The 13,601-nt window shown below is 67.3% G+C and carries 17 protein-coding genes; 10 read left to right on the forward strand and 7 right to left on the reverse strand.

From position 1 onward, the window contains the following. The first annotated feature begins 1 nt into the window (after position 1). The 6 genes from rpsP (at position 2) to AC30PD_RS08410 (ending at position 3,909) form a co-directional block, all read left to right on the forward strand. Positions 2-250, forward strand: coding sequence for a 30S ribosomal protein S16 (rpsP, locus tag AC30PD_RS08385; protein ID WP_489535196.1), 249 nt, complete (start codon positions 2-4; stop codon positions 248-250). A 37-nt stretch (positions 251-287) separates the two neighbouring features. Then, positions 288-884, forward strand: a complete 597-nt coding sequence (rimM, locus tag AC30PD_RS08390) for a ribosome maturation factor RimM (RefSeq protein WP_489535197.1) — start codon at positions 288-290, stop codon at positions 882-884. Positions 885-904: 20 nt separating this feature from the next. Next, positions 905-1,663 carry a tRNA (guanosine(37)-N1)-methyltransferase TrmD gene (trmD, locus tag AC30PD_RS08395; protein WP_489535198.1) on the forward strand — a complete coding sequence of 253 codons (759 nt, stop codon included), beginning with the start codon at positions 905-907 and terminating at the stop codon, positions 1,661-1,663. 102 nt (positions 1,664-1,765) lie between these two features. After that, positions 1,766-2,119, forward strand: a complete 354-nt coding sequence (gene rplS / locus AC30PD_RS08400; RefSeq protein ID WP_489535199.1) for a 50S ribosomal protein L19 — start codon at positions 1,766-1,768, stop codon at positions 2,117-2,119. A 75-nt stretch (positions 2,120-2,194) separates the two neighbouring features. After that, positions 2,195-2,881 (forward strand): CoA pyrophosphatase, encoded by a 687-nt coding sequence (locus AC30PD_RS08405; RefSeq protein ID WP_489535200.1) that lies wholly within the window; start codon positions 2,195-2,197, stop codon positions 2,879-2,881. Positions 2,882-2,919: 38 nt separating this feature from the next. Continuing rightward, positions 2,920-3,909, forward strand: coding sequence for a CobD/CbiB family protein (locus tag AC30PD_RS08410; RefSeq protein WP_489535201.1), 990 nt, complete (start codon positions 2,920-2,922; stop codon positions 3,907-3,909). 9 nt (positions 3,910-3,918) lie between these two features. Here AC30PD_RS08410 and rsgA read toward each other — a convergent pair whose 3' ends face one another. The 3 genes from rsgA to AC30PD_RS08425 are packed head-to-tail and all read right to left on the reverse strand — an operon-like array spanning position 3,919 to position 6,463. Further along, positions 3,919-4,821: a ribosome small subunit-dependent GTPase A gene (gene rsgA / locus AC30PD_RS08415; RefSeq protein WP_489535202.1), complete on the reverse strand. Its 903-nt coding sequence runs from the start codon at positions 4,819-4,821 to the stop codon at positions 3,919-3,921. A gap of 21 nt (positions 4,822-4,842) precedes the next feature. Next, positions 4,843-5,175, reverse strand: a complete 333-nt coding sequence (locus tag AC30PD_RS08420) for a 4a-hydroxytetrahydrobiopterin dehydratase (protein WP_489535203.1) — start codon at positions 5,173-5,175, stop codon at positions 4,843-4,845. A 4-nt stretch (positions 5,176-5,179) separates the two neighbouring features. Next, the gene (locus tag AC30PD_RS08425; RefSeq protein WP_489535204.1) at positions 5,180-6,463 is read right to left on the reverse strand and encodes a M48 family metallopeptidase; all 1,284 of its coding nucleotides are present in this window, start codon (positions 6,461-6,463) and stop codon (positions 5,180-5,182) included. A 71-nt stretch (positions 6,464-6,534) separates the two neighbouring features. Between AC30PD_RS08425 and orn the strand changes: the two genes are divergently transcribed. Together orn and AC30PD_RS08435 are read left to right on the forward strand one after the other, a co-directional pair. After that, positions 6,535-7,104 (forward strand): oligoribonuclease, encoded by a 570-nt coding sequence (orn, locus tag AC30PD_RS08430; protein ID WP_489535205.1) that lies wholly within the window; start codon positions 6,535-6,537, stop codon positions 7,102-7,104. 358 nt (positions 7,105-7,462) lie between these two features. Continuing rightward, positions 7,463-9,004 (forward strand): DEAD/DEAH box helicase, encoded by a 1,542-nt coding sequence (locus AC30PD_RS08435; protein WP_489535206.1) that lies wholly within the window; start codon positions 7,463-7,465, stop codon positions 9,002-9,004. Between the two features lie 75 nt (positions 9,005-9,079). On the opposite strand, the gene AC30PD_RS08440 is transcribed toward AC30PD_RS08435, so the two are convergent. The 4 genes from AC30PD_RS08440 to AC30PD_RS08455 all read right to left on the reverse strand — a co-directional run bounded on the left by AC30PD_RS08440 (position 9,080) and on the right by AC30PD_RS08455 (position 12,312). Further along, positions 9,080-9,961, reverse strand: a complete 882-nt coding sequence (locus AC30PD_RS08440; protein ID WP_489535207.1) for a transglutaminase family protein — start codon at positions 9,959-9,961, stop codon at positions 9,080-9,082. 8 nt (positions 9,962-9,969) lie between these two features. After that, a complete protein-coding gene (locus tag AC30PD_RS08445) occupies positions 9,970-10,317 on the reverse strand; it encodes an FKBP-type peptidyl-prolyl cis-trans isomerase (protein WP_489535208.1) in 348 nt (115 codons plus the stop codon). A 61-nt stretch (positions 10,318-10,378) separates the two neighbouring features. Next, the gene (gene gluQRS / locus AC30PD_RS08450) at positions 10,379-11,266 is read right to left on the reverse strand and encodes a tRNA glutamyl-Q(34) synthetase GluQRS (protein ID WP_489535209.1); all 888 of its coding nucleotides are present in this window, start codon (positions 11,264-11,266) and stop codon (positions 10,379-10,381) included. Positions 11,267-11,271: 5 nt separating this feature from the next. After that, positions 11,272-12,312 carry a LysR substrate-binding domain-containing protein gene (locus tag AC30PD_RS08455; protein WP_489535210.1) on the reverse strand — a complete coding sequence of 347 codons (1,041 nt, stop codon included), beginning with the start codon at positions 12,310-12,312 and terminating at the stop codon, positions 11,272-11,274. A gap of 114 nt (positions 12,313-12,426) precedes the next feature. Between AC30PD_RS08455 and AC30PD_RS08460 the strand changes: the two genes are divergently transcribed. Further along, positions 12,427-13,146, forward strand: a complete 720-nt coding sequence (locus tag AC30PD_RS08460; protein ID WP_489535211.1) for a pirin family protein — start codon at positions 12,427-12,429, stop codon at positions 13,144-13,146. Between the two features lie 41 nt (positions 13,147-13,187). After that, positions 13,188-13,598 carry a DoxX family protein gene (locus AC30PD_RS08465; RefSeq protein ID WP_489535212.1) on the forward strand — a complete coding sequence of 137 codons (411 nt, stop codon included), beginning with the start codon at positions 13,188-13,190 and terminating at the stop codon, positions 13,596-13,598. Positions 13,599-13,601: the final 3 nt, after the last annotated feature.

The following is a 13,601-nucleotide window of genomic DNA, read 5'->3' on the forward strand; positions in this document are numbered from 1 at the left end:
CATGGTCGTGATCCGACTCGCACGAGGTGGTGCCAAGAAGCGCCCGTTTTTCAACATCGTCGTTGCCGACTCGCGCACCCGACGCGACGGCCGCTTCATCGAGCGCGTGGGCTTCTACAACCCCGTCGCCTCGGGTGGCGAGCAGCCGCTGCGCGTCGCGTTCGACCGCATCGAACACTGGACCGCCACCGGCGCCCAGTTGTCGCCGACCGTCCAGCGCCTGGTCGCCCAGGCCAAGGCTGCGGCCTGATCTCTCGGTTGCCGCGCGCGGTTGCGCACTCGCTCCCGTGAGTGCCTCTGCGCCCAGCCTCGCCGCCGAACCGGGCTGGCCCGAAGACGCGGTCGAGGTGGGCATCGTGGTCGATGCCTGGGGGCTGAAAGGCTGGATCAAGGTCAAGCCTTTCGCGTCCGACCCGCAGGCGCTGTTTTCATCGCGCCGCTGGTTCATCAAACCTTCCGACAAGGCTGGCTTGCAACGCCCGGCCACGATCGTGAAGCCGGTGCCGCCGTTGCTGCGGATCACGCAGGTCAAAGACCACGGTGACGTGGTCGTGGCCCTGGCTCAAGAGTTGCCCGACCGCGACGCCGCCGAAGCACTGCGCGGCGCACGGGTCTTCATCGGCCGCTCGAGCTTTCCGACGGCCGGAGCTGACGAGTTCTACTGGGTCGACCTGATCGGCCTCGGTGTCGTGAACCGTCAGGGCGAAACGCTCGGCACGGTGACCGGGCTCATCGACACCGGCCCGCACAGCGTCTTGCGGGTGGCGCCCCAAGGCGTGCTCGACGAAGCCGGCGAAAGGCTCATTCCTTTCGTCTCCGCCTACATCGACGCCGTGAGCCTGGAGCAGCGCTTGATCACGGTCGATTGGGGCCTGGACTTCTGACGCAGCGCTGCGGCCCGCCCATGCGTTTCGACATCGTCACGCTGTTCCCCGAACTGTTTGCACCGCACCTGGTGCACGGCGTCACGCGGCGTGCCTTCGAGTCGGGGCAGGTCGACGTGAAACTCTGGCCGCTGCGCGACTTCGCCGACAACAACTATCGGCGCGTCGACGATCGCCCTTATGGTGGTGGCCCCGGCATGGTGATGCTGGCCGAGCCGCTCGGGCGCGCGCTGAGCGCGGTGCGTGCGGCGCGCCAGGATGCCCAGCCGGCGCCGCTGGTGCACTTCACGCCGACCGGCCGCCGCATCGACCAGGCGGTGGTTCGCGAGTTCGCTGCCGGTGCCGGCGCGATCTTTCTTTGCGGCCGCTACGAAGGCATCGACCAGCGGTTCATCGACCGCCATGTGAGCATGGAGCTCAGCCTGGGCGACTTCGTGCTCTCGGGCGGCGAACTGCCGGCACTGGCCCTGCTCGACGCCGTGGCGCGCTTGCAGGACGGTGTGCTGGGCGACGCCCAATCGCACCAGCAGGACAGCTTCGAAGACGGGCTGCTCGACTGCCCGCACTACAGCCGCCCGGAACTGCTGCCCGGTGAAGGCGGAGCGCAAGCGGTACCGGCGGTGCTGATGTCGGGTCACCACAAGGACATCAGTCGCTGGCGGCGCGAGCGGTCGCTCGAACTCACGGCACGCCGGCGGCCCGACCTGTTGGCCGCCGCCCGGGCCGCGGGCCGCCTGACGCCGGCAGACGAGAGTTACCTCGCCTCACTCAGGCTATAATCAAAGGCTTTTCGATCCTCTGCCGCGCAGGGGCACAGGCTTCGTGCCGCCGCCCCAACCCAATTCCAAACCACGCGCCGGCAAGATCACTTGGAGAAAACCATGGATCTGATCCAGACCCTCGAGCAGGAAGAAATCGCCCGGCTCAACAAGACCATTCCCGCGTTCGCCCCGGGCGACACCGTGATCGTCAGCGTCAACGTGGTCGAAGGCACGCGCAAGCGCGTCCAGGCTTTCGAAGGCGTGGTGATTGCCAAGCGCAACCGCAGCCTGAACTCAAGCTTCATCGTTCGCAAGATCTCCAGCGGCGAAGGCGTGGAGCGCACGTTCCAGCTGTACAGCCCGCTGATCTCGTCGATCGAAGTCAAGCGCCGCGGTGATGTGCGCCGCGCCAAGCTGTACTACCTGCGCAGCCGTTCGGGCAAGTCGGCACGCATCAAAGAGAAGCTCGCCTGACGCAACCCGCGGCCGCCACAGCGGGCCGCACGACGGGCCGCCCCACGGGGCGGCCTGTTTCATTCCGGATTCCCGATGGCGCTCAGCTTCGATCCGCAGAAACTCCCGGTCCTCGGTGTCGATGACCACTTGCCGCCTGTGGCGGCGGGTTCGCTGCTGACCGATTCATTGCGCCAGCGTTTCAACGCGCCGCCGGCGTGGTCGCCCGAGATCAAGGCCGAACCGCGCTTCTTCGAGCGCGCCCCGGCTGCTGCTTCGGTGCTGATCGCTCTGGTGCCGCGCGACGACGAAATCACCGTCCTGCTGACCCAGCGCACCGACCACCTCACCGACCACCCGGGCCAGATCAGCTTTCCCGGCGGTCGGGCTGAGCCGGAAGACGCCGACGCCGCGGCCACCGCGCTGCGCGAAGCGCACGAAGAGATCGGCCTGGAGTCTTCGTTCGTCGACGTGCTGGGCACCATGCCCACCTACACGACCGGCACAGGCTTCATCGTGACGCCGGTGGTCGCGTTCGTGCGCCCCGGGTTCGCGCTGCGGGCTGACCCGTTCGAGGTGGCCGAGGTGTTCGAGGTGCCGCTCGCGTTCCTGATGAACCCGGCCCATCACCAACGCCATGTCGTCGAGGTCGACGATACCCGGCGCGAGTTCTTGTCGATGCCCTGGCAGGGGCTGGACGAACAGGGTGAGCCGCGTCGTTACTTCGTCTGGGGCGCCACGGCCGCGATGCTGCGCAATCTGTACCGCTTCCTGGCGGCCTGAAGGCGAGCGAACGAACCCCGTCGGTATCATTGCCGCGCATGAGTTTCTTCGCCGTCCTGTTCGCGCTGCTGATCGAGCAGCTCAAACCCTTGCCGCGCGGCAACGTGGTGCACGACGCGTTGACCGGCTGGCTGCGCTGGACCGGCCGCAATTTCGACGCCGGGCGCGATCACCACGCCTGGGTGGTCTGGAGCATCACGACGGTCGTGCCAGCGCTGCTGGCGTGGGCCATCTATGCCGGTGTCGCGCATTTCAGCCTGCTGCTCGCGCTGCTGTGGAACGTGGCGGTGCTCTACGTCACGCTTGGCTTTCGCCAGTTCAGCCACTACTACACCGACATCCGCGACGCCCTCGATCGGGGTGACGAAGCCGAGGCGCGCCGCCTGCTGTCGGAGTGGCGGCACCTCGACGCGAGCGAGCTGCCCCGCACCGAGCTGTTGCGCCACGTGATCGAACACTCGCTGTTGGCCGCGCACCGCCATGTGTTCGGTGTGTTCTTCTGGTTCGTGCTGCTCTCGTCGTTCGGCCTCGGCCCGGCGGGCGCGGTGCTGTACCGCATGGCCGAGTACGCGAGCCGCTACTGGGCGTTCAAGAGCCGCACCATCGACGCGGCCGTGAACGAAACGCTGATGAACCTGTCGCAGCGCGTGTTCAATCTGCTCGACCACGTGCCGGCGCGGCTCACGGCCTTCGGCTTCGCGGTGGTCGGCAATTTCGAAGAAGCGGTGAGCTGCTGGCGCCGCGATGCGGGGCTGTGGAAACACCCGAACGAAGGCATCATCCTGGCCGCCGCCGCCGGCGCGGTGGGGGTGCAACTCGGGGGCGCGGCTGCGCCCGGCGTCACGCCCGACCGCTCCAAGACCTTCGAGGCCGGCGCCGCGCCCGAAGCGGTGTTCGCCGACGGGTCCACACCGGGGCTGGCACCCGAGCCGGGCCACTTGCGCAGTGTGGTCGGGCTGGTGTGGCGCTCGGTCGTGTTGTGGATGCTGCTGCTCGCCTTGCTGTCGCTCGCCAACCTGGTCGGTTGACCCGGCGCTTCAGCGCCGCTGCACGAGTTCGCTCAATATCTCGCCATAGATGCGGTAGCGCGACTCGCTGATCTCGCCACGCTGCAGAGCAGCACGCACGCCGCAGCCCGGTTCATGCTGGTGGCTGCAGTTGTAGAACTTGCAGTCCGCGGTGTGCGCGCGCAGGTCGGGCATCAGGCCCGACAACTGGTTCGCGTCGATCTGGCGCAGGCCGAATTCCTGAAAGCCTGGCGAATCGATCATCGCCGTGTCGCGCGCGGCGTCGATCCAGTACCACTGCGTGGTCGTCGTCGTGTGGCGGCCGGAATTCAGCGCTTGCGAAATGTCGCCGACCTGCGCCTTCGCGTCGGGCGCGAGCAGGTTGATCAGCGTGCTCTTGCCGGTGCCGCTCGGCCCGAGCACGAGCGTGGCGCGGCCGTCGAGCAGCGGGTCGAGCACGCTGCGGGCTTCGGCAGGGCGCGCTTTCAAGGCCATCTCGAGCACGTCGACGCCCATCGCGGTATAGGGCGCGAGCCGGGCCCGGGCGGCGCCGATCGTCTCGAGGTCGGCCTTGTTGAGCACGATGCGCGCCGGGATCCCGGCGCTCTCGGCCGCGATCAGCGCGCGCGCGAGCTGCGACTCGCTGAACACCGGTTCTGCTGCGACCAGGATCAACAACTGGTCGAGGTTGGCGGCGAACGATTTGGTCTTCCATTCGTCTTGCCGGAACAGCAGGTTGCGGCGCGGCTCCACGTGTTCGATCACCCCTTCGTCACCCGAGGCCTGCCAGCGCACGCGGTCACCGACGACGCAGTCGCTCTTCTTGCCACGCGGGTGGCACTTGAGGCGAACGCCTTCGGGCGATTCGACGATGTAGTGGCGGCCGTGGCCGGCGACCACGAGGCCCGGGTCGAGCGCCGCGGTCTTGCTCAACGCAAAGTCACCGGCACACGCTCACGCAATGAAAGCCACCAGCGCGTCGGTCTTTGCCGCGCAGATGAAGTCGTTGATCGAGATGCCACCGACCGAGTGGGTGTTGAAGCGCACCACGCAGCGGCTGTAGCTCACGGCCAGGTCGGGGTGGTGGTCTTCGGTGTTGCAGACCCAGGCGAGCGCGTTCACGAACGCGATGGTTTCAAAGTAGTTCTTGAACGAGAAAGTCTTCTCGATCGAGCCGTCTTTCAAGTGCCAGCCGCTGACCTGGGCCAGGTGGTCGTGCACGGCGGCGTCGCTCATCGGCAGGCCGCCTTCGAGGGCCTGGCATTTCTGGTGCAGAAGGTTGCTCATGGGCTCACGCGGGTTGGGGCACCGGGGCCCGCGCCAGCGCCGCGAGGCGCTCCGACGCAGGCGGGTGCGAGTAGTAGAAGCGGACGTAAACCGGGTCGGGCGTCAGCGTCGAGGCGTTGTCTTCGTGCAGTTTCAGCAACGCGCTGGCGAGGTCGCCACCACTCGCTTGTTGGCAGGCGTAGGCATCGGCCTCGAACTCGTGACGGCGTGAGAGTTGCGCGAACAACGGCGAGACGAAGTAGCCGAACACGGGCGTGACCAGCAGGAACAGCAACAGGGCGACCGCGTCGTTCGGCGCGCCGGCCGAAGGCCGCACACCGAGCCCGGTGTAGAACCAGACCTGCGTCGACAGCCAGCCGAGCAGCGCGAAGCCCGCCAGGCTGATCGCGAATATCGAGGCGATGCGCTTGATCACGTGCTTGTGCTTGAAGTGGCCGAGCTCGTGGGCAAGCACCGCTTCCACTTCACCCGGCGAGAGCTTGTTCAGCAGCGTGTCGAAGAAGACCACGCGCTTGGACGCGCCGAAGCCGGTGAAGTAGGCGTTGGCGTGGGCCGAGCGCTTGCTGCCGTCCATCACGAACAGGCCTTTCGCTGCGAAGCCGCAGCGCGCCATCAGCGCCTGCACGCGCGCCTTCAGCGACTCGTCGGCGAGCGGCTCGAACTTGTTGAACAGCGGCGCGATCACGGTCGGGTACAGCACCAGCACGAGCAGATTGAAACCCATCCACGCGCCCCAGGCCCACAGCCACCACAAGCCACCGGTGGCGCCCATGATCCACAACATCAGCGCGGCGATCGGCAGGCCGATCAATGCGCCGACGAACAAGCCCTTGAACATGTCGGCCACGTAAAGCTTCCACGTCATTCGGTTGAAGCCGAACTGCTGCTCGATGCGAAAGGTGCTGTAGAGCTCGAAGGGCAGGTCGAGCAGGCCGCCGATCAGCGCGAAGCCCACGAACAGCGCGAGCTGGTAAGCCATGTCGCCCCAGCGCGGCTGCACGACGTCACGCAAGACAGTGTTCAGCGCGTCGATGCCACCGAGCAGCGTCCAGCCGAGCAGCACGGCCGCGCCGAAGGCCATGGTCAACAGGCCGAAGCGGCCTTTGGCGAGCGTGTAGTCGGCGGCGCGCTGGTGCGCTGCGAGCGTGATCGTTCCGGCAAACGCGGATGGCACGGTGTCGCGGTGTGTCGCCACATGGCGCATCTGCCTCGTGGCGAGCCAGAACTTGACGCCCAGCGACGCCAGCAGGGCGGCCGCGAACAGCAGGGTCAGGGTGGAAGATTGCATGGGCCGAAGTGTAGGGCGCCCGGCATGCGGCGAGGGCCGGGGCTGCGAGAATCCCCGCCAGGAGAAAAACCATGACCGACAGCAACAGCATCCTTCTGACCAGCAGCGACCAGAACCTCGTGTGGATCGACCTCGAGATGACGGGCCTCTACCCCGACACCGACCGTATCATCGAGATCGCCGTCGTCGTGACCGACGCCAACCTCAACCACCGCACCGAAGGCCCGGTGTTCGCCGTGCACCAGAGCGACGCCGCGCTCGACGCGATGGATGCGTGGAACAAAGGCACGCACGGCAAGAGCGGGCTGATCGACCGGGTGAAGGCTTCGACCGTCGACGAAGCCTCGGCCGAGGCGCAGGTGATCGAGTTTCTGAAGCGCTACGTGCCCAAGAGCACCTCGCCGATGTGTGGCAACAGCATCTGCCAGGACCGGCGGTTCCTGGCGAACTACATGCCCAAGCTCGAAGCCTTCTTCCACTACCGCAACCTTGACGTGAGCACGCTCAAGGAACTGGCCAAACGCTGGAAGCCCGAGATCCTGGCCGGATTCAAGAAGGCGCAGGCCCACACGGCGCTGGCCGACATCCACGAGTCGATCGAAGAACTGGCCTACTACCGCGAGCACCTTCTGGCCAAGTGATCGACCGGGCAGCTTGCGGGAAAACCCGATACGACATAGAATCCGAGCTTCGCCGCAGGTTGATTGAAGTGCGGCGTTTCGTTCATCCCCTCTGACCTCATCGAGTCTTCCCACGTGAAGCGCATCCGGCGCGACGTGCGGCCTGTTCGAACCCTTTGAACCTTGCGGTTTTCAGGAATGGTTGGCGGCGATGCCGTCGCTTTGACTGTTCCCGAGGTCCAGCCCCAGTTCATGGTGCTGGTTCGGACCTTCTCCCCAGCGACTTGTCTGTCGGCACTTCAACGTGCCGGCGGCGCTTTGTTCGCGCGCTCACCACGGGTGACGCGCGGCGGCGCCATGTATATGAGATCTGAGAACCATGAGTTTCGAAACATTGGGCCTGAATGAAGCCCTGACCAAAGCAGTCGCCGCATCCGGCTACGACACCGCCACCGAAGTGCAGAGCCAGTCGATCCCGCCCGCGCTCGCAGGCGCCGACCTGATGGTCTCGGCCAGCACCGGCAGCGGCAAGACCGCCTCGTTCATCCTGCCCGCGCTCGAGCGTGTGCTCGCCGCCCGCGGCGACAACAGCAAGCGCCGCGAAAAGGGCGTGATCTATGGCCCGCGCGTGCTCGTGCTGTGCCCGACCCGCGAACTGGCGATGCAGGTCGCCAAGGCCGCCGCCACCTACGGCCGCTTCGTGCAGGGCCTGCGCGTCGCCACCGTCGTGGGTGGTGTGCCGTACCCGGCGCAGATCGCCGCGTTGCGTGGCCCGCTCGACATCCTGATCTCGACCCCCGGCCGCCTGCTCGACCACCTGCAGACCGGCAAGGCCGTGCTCGAAAACGTCGAGATGCTGGTGCTCGACGAAGCCGACCGCATGCTCGACATGGGCTTCATCGACGACATCAACACGATCTCAGACGCCATTCCTGCCGCGCGCCAGACCCTGATGTTCAGCGCCACCTTCGCCGGCCACGTGGGCCGCCTGGCGCAGAACCTGTTGCGTGACCCGAAGCGCATCGACGTCGCCTCGCACACCGACACGCACGAGAACATCGAGCAGCGCCTGCACTGGGCCGACAACGTGAACCACAAGAACGCGTTGCTCGACCACATCCTGACCCAGAAAGACATGGAACAGGCGTTGGTGTTCACGAGCACGCAGCGCGACGCCGACTGGCTCGCCGACCGCCTCGCCGACATGGGCCACCACGTCGCTTCGCTGCACGGTGGCCACCCGCAAGGCCGGCGCAACCGCGTGTTGCAAGGCCTGCGCAACCGGCAACTGAAGATCCTCATCGCCACCGACGTGGCGGCGCGTGGCATCGACGTTCCCACCATCAGCCACGTGATCAACTACGGCCTGCCGATGAAGGCCGAAGACTACGTGCACCGCATCGGCCGCACCGGCCGCGCCGGCCGCAACGGCCTGGCGATCACGCTCGGCGAACGCATGGACGTGGGCATGATCCGCCGCATCCAGCAGTTCACGACGCAGAGCATTCCGGTGGCGATGATCGAAGGCCTTGAGCCCAAGACGCCGGAACCCAAGATGTTCGCAATGCGCAGCGAAGGCGCTCCGGCCGGCCGCTTCGGTGGCAAGCCTTTCGGCAAGCCGGGTTACGGCCCGGCCAAGAGCTTCGGCAAGAAGCCCTTCGCACCGCGTCAGGGTGAAGGTTTTGCGCCGCGTGAGCGCGCGCCGTTCGACCGCCACGCCGGTGACCGAGACGGCAACCGTTTCGAGCAACCGCGCCCGCCGATGGGTGGTGACGGCCAACGCAGCCCCTTCGACCGCGCGCCCAGCGCCGGCCGCATCGACCACAAGGCCGGTGGCTTCGCGCCGCGCAAACCGGGTGCCCCGGCCGGCAAGGGCCCGTTCAAGCCGCAACGCCCGCGCCCGGGTGGTTTCACACGCTGAACGGCCCCGACGGCTCAAAGAAAAAGCCCGCACACGCGGGCTTTTTTGCGGGCGATTGCCGCGCTGAAGACCGCCTCAGAGCCGGTGCACCACCACCTTGACGGTCATGCCCAGGTAGTCGCCGTTCTCGCCGTACCAACTGCCGGCGATCGGCGCGGCTTGCGACGGGTCACGCGCCACGCCGACACGGATCAGCTGGTTGCCGCCGAGCAGGTTGTTGGTCGGGTCGAAAGGCACCCAGCCTGCGCCCGGCAGGTAAGCCTGCAGCCACGCGTGGGTGGCGCCGGCACCGACCGTGTGGTCGGCTTCACCGCCATCGAGCGCCGGGTCGTACAGGTAGCCCGACACGAAGCGCGTGGCGATGCCCAGGCGCCGCACCGCTTCCATCATCAGCAGCGCGAAATCACGGCACGAGCCGGTGCTGAGCTTGAGCGTTTCCTGCGGCGTCTGCGTGCCCTGTTCGTCACGCGCGGCATAGTTGAAGTTGTCGCGGATGAACTGGTTCATCTTGACCAGCAGGTCGCGCGTGCCGGTCAGCCCGTCGGTGCGGATGAACTGCCGAGCCCAGGCCGTGAGGTGGCCGCCCGGGTCGTCGTGGTGCGGGCGCAGGTACTGTTCGAGGTCGAAGCGCTCTTCCACGCTGTAGGCGAACGGAAAGACCTCGGCGCTCGGCGCCAGCGGCAGCTCGAGGTTGTTGGTGTGCGCGTGTTCGATGGTGAAGCTGCAGACGATCTTCAGCTCGGCCGCCGACACGAGCGGCTGCACCAGCGCCACCGAGTTCGAGTGCGGGTCCTGGATCATGCGCACCGTGCACTCGGGGCTCACTTCGAGGTCGGTGGCCAGCACGCGCAGGTCGTGGCTGTCACGCGGGCGAAACATCACCCGGTGTTCGCCGAAGCTCACCGGCTGCTGGTAGTGGTAGATCGTCGTGTGGACGATCTCGTACTGGACGGGCATGAGCAGCTTCAGACGCCCAGCAGTTCCACCTCGAACATCAGGGTCGCGTTCGGCGGGATCACGCCGCCCGCGCCGCGCGCGCCGTAGCCGAGTTGCGGCGGGATCACCAGCACGCGCGTGCCGCCGACCTTCATGCCTTGCACGCCTTCGTCCCAGCCCTTGATGACCATGCCGGCACCGAGGCCGAACTCGAAGGGGTCGTTGCGGTCCTTGCTGGAATCGAACTTGGCGCCCTTCACGCCGTCGTTGTAGAGCCAGCCGGTGTAGTGCACCGAAACTTGTTGGCCGGCCTGCGCAGTGGCGCCGGTGCCCGGCACGGTGTCTTCGTATTGCAGGCCGGAAGCGGTGGTGGTCATGGTGAGCCTTTGTGTGAGTCGATCGAACAGGTCCGGCATCATGCCAGCCCCGCGCCGGCAATCACGCCGGCCAGCGCTCGCGCCATGCTGCCGTGGCGGCGGCGAGCCAGCGCGCAATATCCGTGCCTTCGATGCGCAAGCCGAGCACCGCGCCCGCTTCCCGCAGTGCCTGCAGGGGCCTCTCAAGCGCCAGCGCCTGCGCGCCGTTCTGCTTCGAAAGCTTTTCGCCGTTCGGGCCGAACACCAGCGGGGTGTGCAGGTAGCTGGGCGTGGCGAGGCCGAGACAACGTTGCAGGTGGATCTGCCTCGGCGTGTTGTCGGCCAGGTCTGCGCCGCGCACCACGTGGGTGACGCCTTGTGCCGCGTCGTCGACCACCACCGCGAGCTGGTAGGCCCACCAACCGTCGGCGCGCTTGAGCACGAAGTCACCGACCTCGCGCGTCAGGTCTTGATGCAGGGCGCCGAGGCGGCGGTCGTGCCAGGCGATGTTCAGCGCTTCGTGCGTGCCCTGGGCTGCGGCGAGCAGGCGCACGGCGCGTGCCGGTTTGCCGTGCAGGCCACTGCGGCAGGTGCCGGGATACACGAGCTCATGGTGGCGTTCTCGCTCGCGGCCTTCTGACCTGAGCACCTGCTCGATGTCGCTGCGCGTGCAGCCGCAAGGGTAGGCCCAGCCCGCGCCGGCCAACCGATCGAGCGCGCCTTGGTACAAGGCACTTCTTGTCGACTGCCAGACCGGCTCGTCGTCGGCCACCAGCCCGCAGGCCGCGAGCTGCGTCAGGATCTGTTCGGCCGCGCCGGGCACGCAGCGTGGTGTGTCCACGTCTTCGATGCGCACCAGCCAACGCCCGCCGTGTGCGCGCGCATCGAGCCACGAAGCGAGCGCGGCCACCAGCGAGCCGGCATGCAGCGGGCCGGTGGGCGACGGAGCGAAGCGGCCGACGTAAGCCACGCCGTTCACATGCCTGCAAGCGGCATCTGCGTGTGCCGCTCGAGCAGCGCCTGCCGCGTGGCCGGGCTTTCGAGCTGCCCCAGCCACCAGCGCAGCGCCAGGCCGAGCTGTGGCTTGCGCGCCGCGCCCGGCGTGCTGCTGACCGGCGTGCGCCATGCGTAGGCCAGGCGCACGCTCTGCGAGCCGCGGTGCACCGGCTTGACGACGAGCCGCCCTGCGGCGATGTGCTCGCGCGCCAGCGGCTCCGGCACGAAGCCGCAACCCATGCAACGCAATTGCGCTTCGATCTTGAGCTGCATGCTGCTGACGGTCAGCACGTCCTGCCCGGGGAGCAGGTTGACGGTCAGCGGCGTGAGGCGTTGCGCCGAGTCGGCCACGGCCACGGCGCGGTGGCGCACCAGTTCCAGGTCGCTGATCGGCGCGCCGCAGGCCGCGAGCGGGTGGTGCGGCGCCACCGCGAACACGAAGTCGAGGCTGCCGAGTTCCTTGAATTGAAACCCGGGCGAGGCCGTGCGGTCGAGCCCAACGCCGATCGCTAGGTCGGCCTGGCCCGACACCAGCGCTTCCCAGGTGCCCGACATCACCTCGGTGCGCAAACGCAGCCGCGTGCCCGGGCTGCCGAGCGTGGCGGGCAGGGCGGCGCTGTCGGCCGCGCGCGGCGCCGCCGGTTGCGGCGCGAGCGCGTAGAAGGCCTCGCACAGCTCGAACATCGTCACGCGCGACAGCACCCCATCGACCGCCACGCTGAGCTGCGTTTCCCAGCCGGTGGCCACGCGCTTGACCCGGTGCGCCACCGCGTCCATCTGCTCGAGCAGGCGCCGGCCTTCGCTCAGCAGTTCTTCGCCGGCGGCGGTGAGGCGCGCCTGGCGCGAGCGGCGGTCGAAGAGCAGCACGTCGAGCGCGTCTTCGAGCTGGCGCACGCTGTAGGTGAGCGACGACGGCACCTTGCCGAGTTCGCGGGCCGCGGCGGCGAAGCTGCCGGTGCGGGCGATCACGTCCATCATCGAGAGGGCGTCGGGTGTGAGGACGTTGCGGCTGTCGGGCATGGGCGACTGGAGTGTGAAAAGTCGTTCATCTTATTTGAACGATCACTTCAACGCGCGCTGCACCGTGCGGCGCTGTGCCGCACCTAAAGTTCGTTCATCAAAAGGAGAGCCGACATGCTCACACTGCGCAAATCGAACGAACGAGGCTTTGCCGACCACGGTTGGCTCAAGAGCTTCCACAGTTTTTCATTCGCCGACTACCACGACCCGAAGCACATGGGCTTCGGCAACCTGCGTGTCATCAACGAAGACCGCATCGCCCCCGGCACCGGCTTCGGCACGCACGGTCACCGCGACATGGAGATCGTGAGCTACGTGCTGAGCGGCGAGCTCGCGCACAAGGACAGCATGGGCAACGGCGAGGCCGGCGCGGCCCAGGCCGGCGTGATTCGCCCGGGCGACGTGCAGCGCATGAGCGCCGGCACCGGCGTGCGCCACAGCGAGTTCAACCACGCGCCGAAAGACACGACACACTTTCTGCAGATCTGGATCGAGCCGAGCCAGCGTGGCATCGAACCCGGCTACGAGCAGAAGCACTTCGACGCCGGCTCGAAGAGCGGCACGCTGCGACTCGTCGCTTCAGCCGACGGTCGTGACGGCTCGGTGACGATCCACGCCGACGCCGCCATCTACAGCGGTCTGTTCGCCGCCGGGCAGGCGGTCAAGCGCGAGCTCGACCCGTCGCGCAAGGCGTATGTGCACCTCGTGCGCGGCAGCCTCGACGTCAACGGCCAGCACCTGCAGGCGGGCGATGCTTTGCGCATCGAGAACGAGACGCTGCTCGAGATCGACAACGGCGTCGATGCCGAAGTGCTGGTGTTCGACCTTCACTGATTCCCTTTCCCTTTCACCCTTTCTTTCATCAAAGGATTTCCGTGCTCAACAACCTGCAAAACCCACTGGCCCTCGTCGGCCGCATCCTGCTCGCGCTGATGTTCGTGCTGGCCGGCTTCAGCAAGATCGGCGGCTTCGCCGGCACGGCGGGTTACATCGCGTCCAAGGGCCTGCCTGCCGCTTCGCTGCTCGCGGCGCTCACCATCGTGCTCGAAGTGGGCGGTGGCCTGGCGATCATGTTCGGCTTCTTCACCCGCTGGTCGGCGTTGGCGCTGGCCGGCTTCACCCTGCTGGCAAGCTTCATCTTCCACGCGTTCTGGAGCCTGCCGGCCGACCAGCAGATGGTGCAGCAACTCATGTTCATGAAGAACATCTCGGTCGCCGGTGGTCTGATGGTGCTGGCCGCGTTCGGCGCCGGCGCGATCAGCATCGATGCGAAGCGCGCCCGCTGATTC

It is taken from the genome of Rhizobacter sp. (assembly GCF_032229685.1).
Lineage (GTDB): Bacteria > Pseudomonadota > Gammaproteobacteria > Burkholderiales > Burkholderiaceae_C > LMDS01.

Excerpts from the sequence above, each read along its gene's own strand:
- rpsP (WP_489535196.1), top strand. The coding sequence starts at position 2 with ATGGTCGTGATCCGACTCGCACGAGGTGGTGCCAAGAAGCGCCCGTTT.
- trmD (WP_489535198.1), top strand. The coding sequence starts at position 905 with ATGCGTTTCGACATCGTCACGCTGTTCCCCGAACTGTTTGCACCGCAC.
- rplS (WP_489535199.1), top strand. The coding sequence starts at position 1,766 with ATGGATCTGATCCAGACCCTCGAGCAGGAAGAAATCGCCCGGCTCAAC.
- AC30PD_RS08405 (WP_489535200.1), top strand. The coding sequence starts at position 2,195 with ATGGCGCTCAGCTTCGATCCGCAGAAACTCCCGGTCCTCGGTGTCGAT.
- AC30PD_RS08410 (WP_489535201.1), top strand. The coding sequence starts at position 2,920 with ATGAGTTTCTTCGCCGTCCTGTTCGCGCTGCTGATCGAGCAGCTCAAA.
- AC30PD_RS08420 (WP_489535203.1), bottom strand. The coding sequence starts at position 5,175 with ATGAGCAACCTTCTGCACCAGAAATGCCAGGCCCTCGAAGGCGGCCTG.
- AC30PD_RS08425 (WP_489535204.1), bottom strand. The coding sequence starts at position 6,463 with ATGCAATCTTCCACCCTGACCCTGCTGTTCGCGGCCGCCCTGCTGGCG.
- orn (WP_489535205.1), top strand. The coding sequence starts at position 6,535 with ATGACCGACAGCAACAGCATCCTTCTGACCAGCAGCGACCAGAACCTC.
- AC30PD_RS08435 (WP_489535206.1), top strand. The coding sequence starts at position 7,463 with ATGAGTTTCGAAACATTGGGCCTGAATGAAGCCCTGACCAAAGCAGTC.
- AC30PD_RS08440 (WP_489535207.1), bottom strand. The coding sequence starts at position 9,961 with ATGCCCGTCCAGTACGAGATCGTCCACACGACGATCTACCACTACCAG.
- AC30PD_RS08445 (WP_489535208.1), bottom strand. The coding sequence starts at position 10,317 with ATGACCACCACCGCTTCCGGCCTGCAATACGAAGACACCGTGCCGGGC.
- AC30PD_RS08455 (WP_489535210.1), bottom strand. The coding sequence starts at position 12,312 with ATGCCCGACAGCCGCAACGTCCTCACACCCGACGCCCTCTCGATGATG.
- AC30PD_RS08460 (WP_489535211.1), top strand. The coding sequence starts at position 12,427 with ATGCTCACACTGCGCAAATCGAACGAACGAGGCTTTGCCGACCACGGT.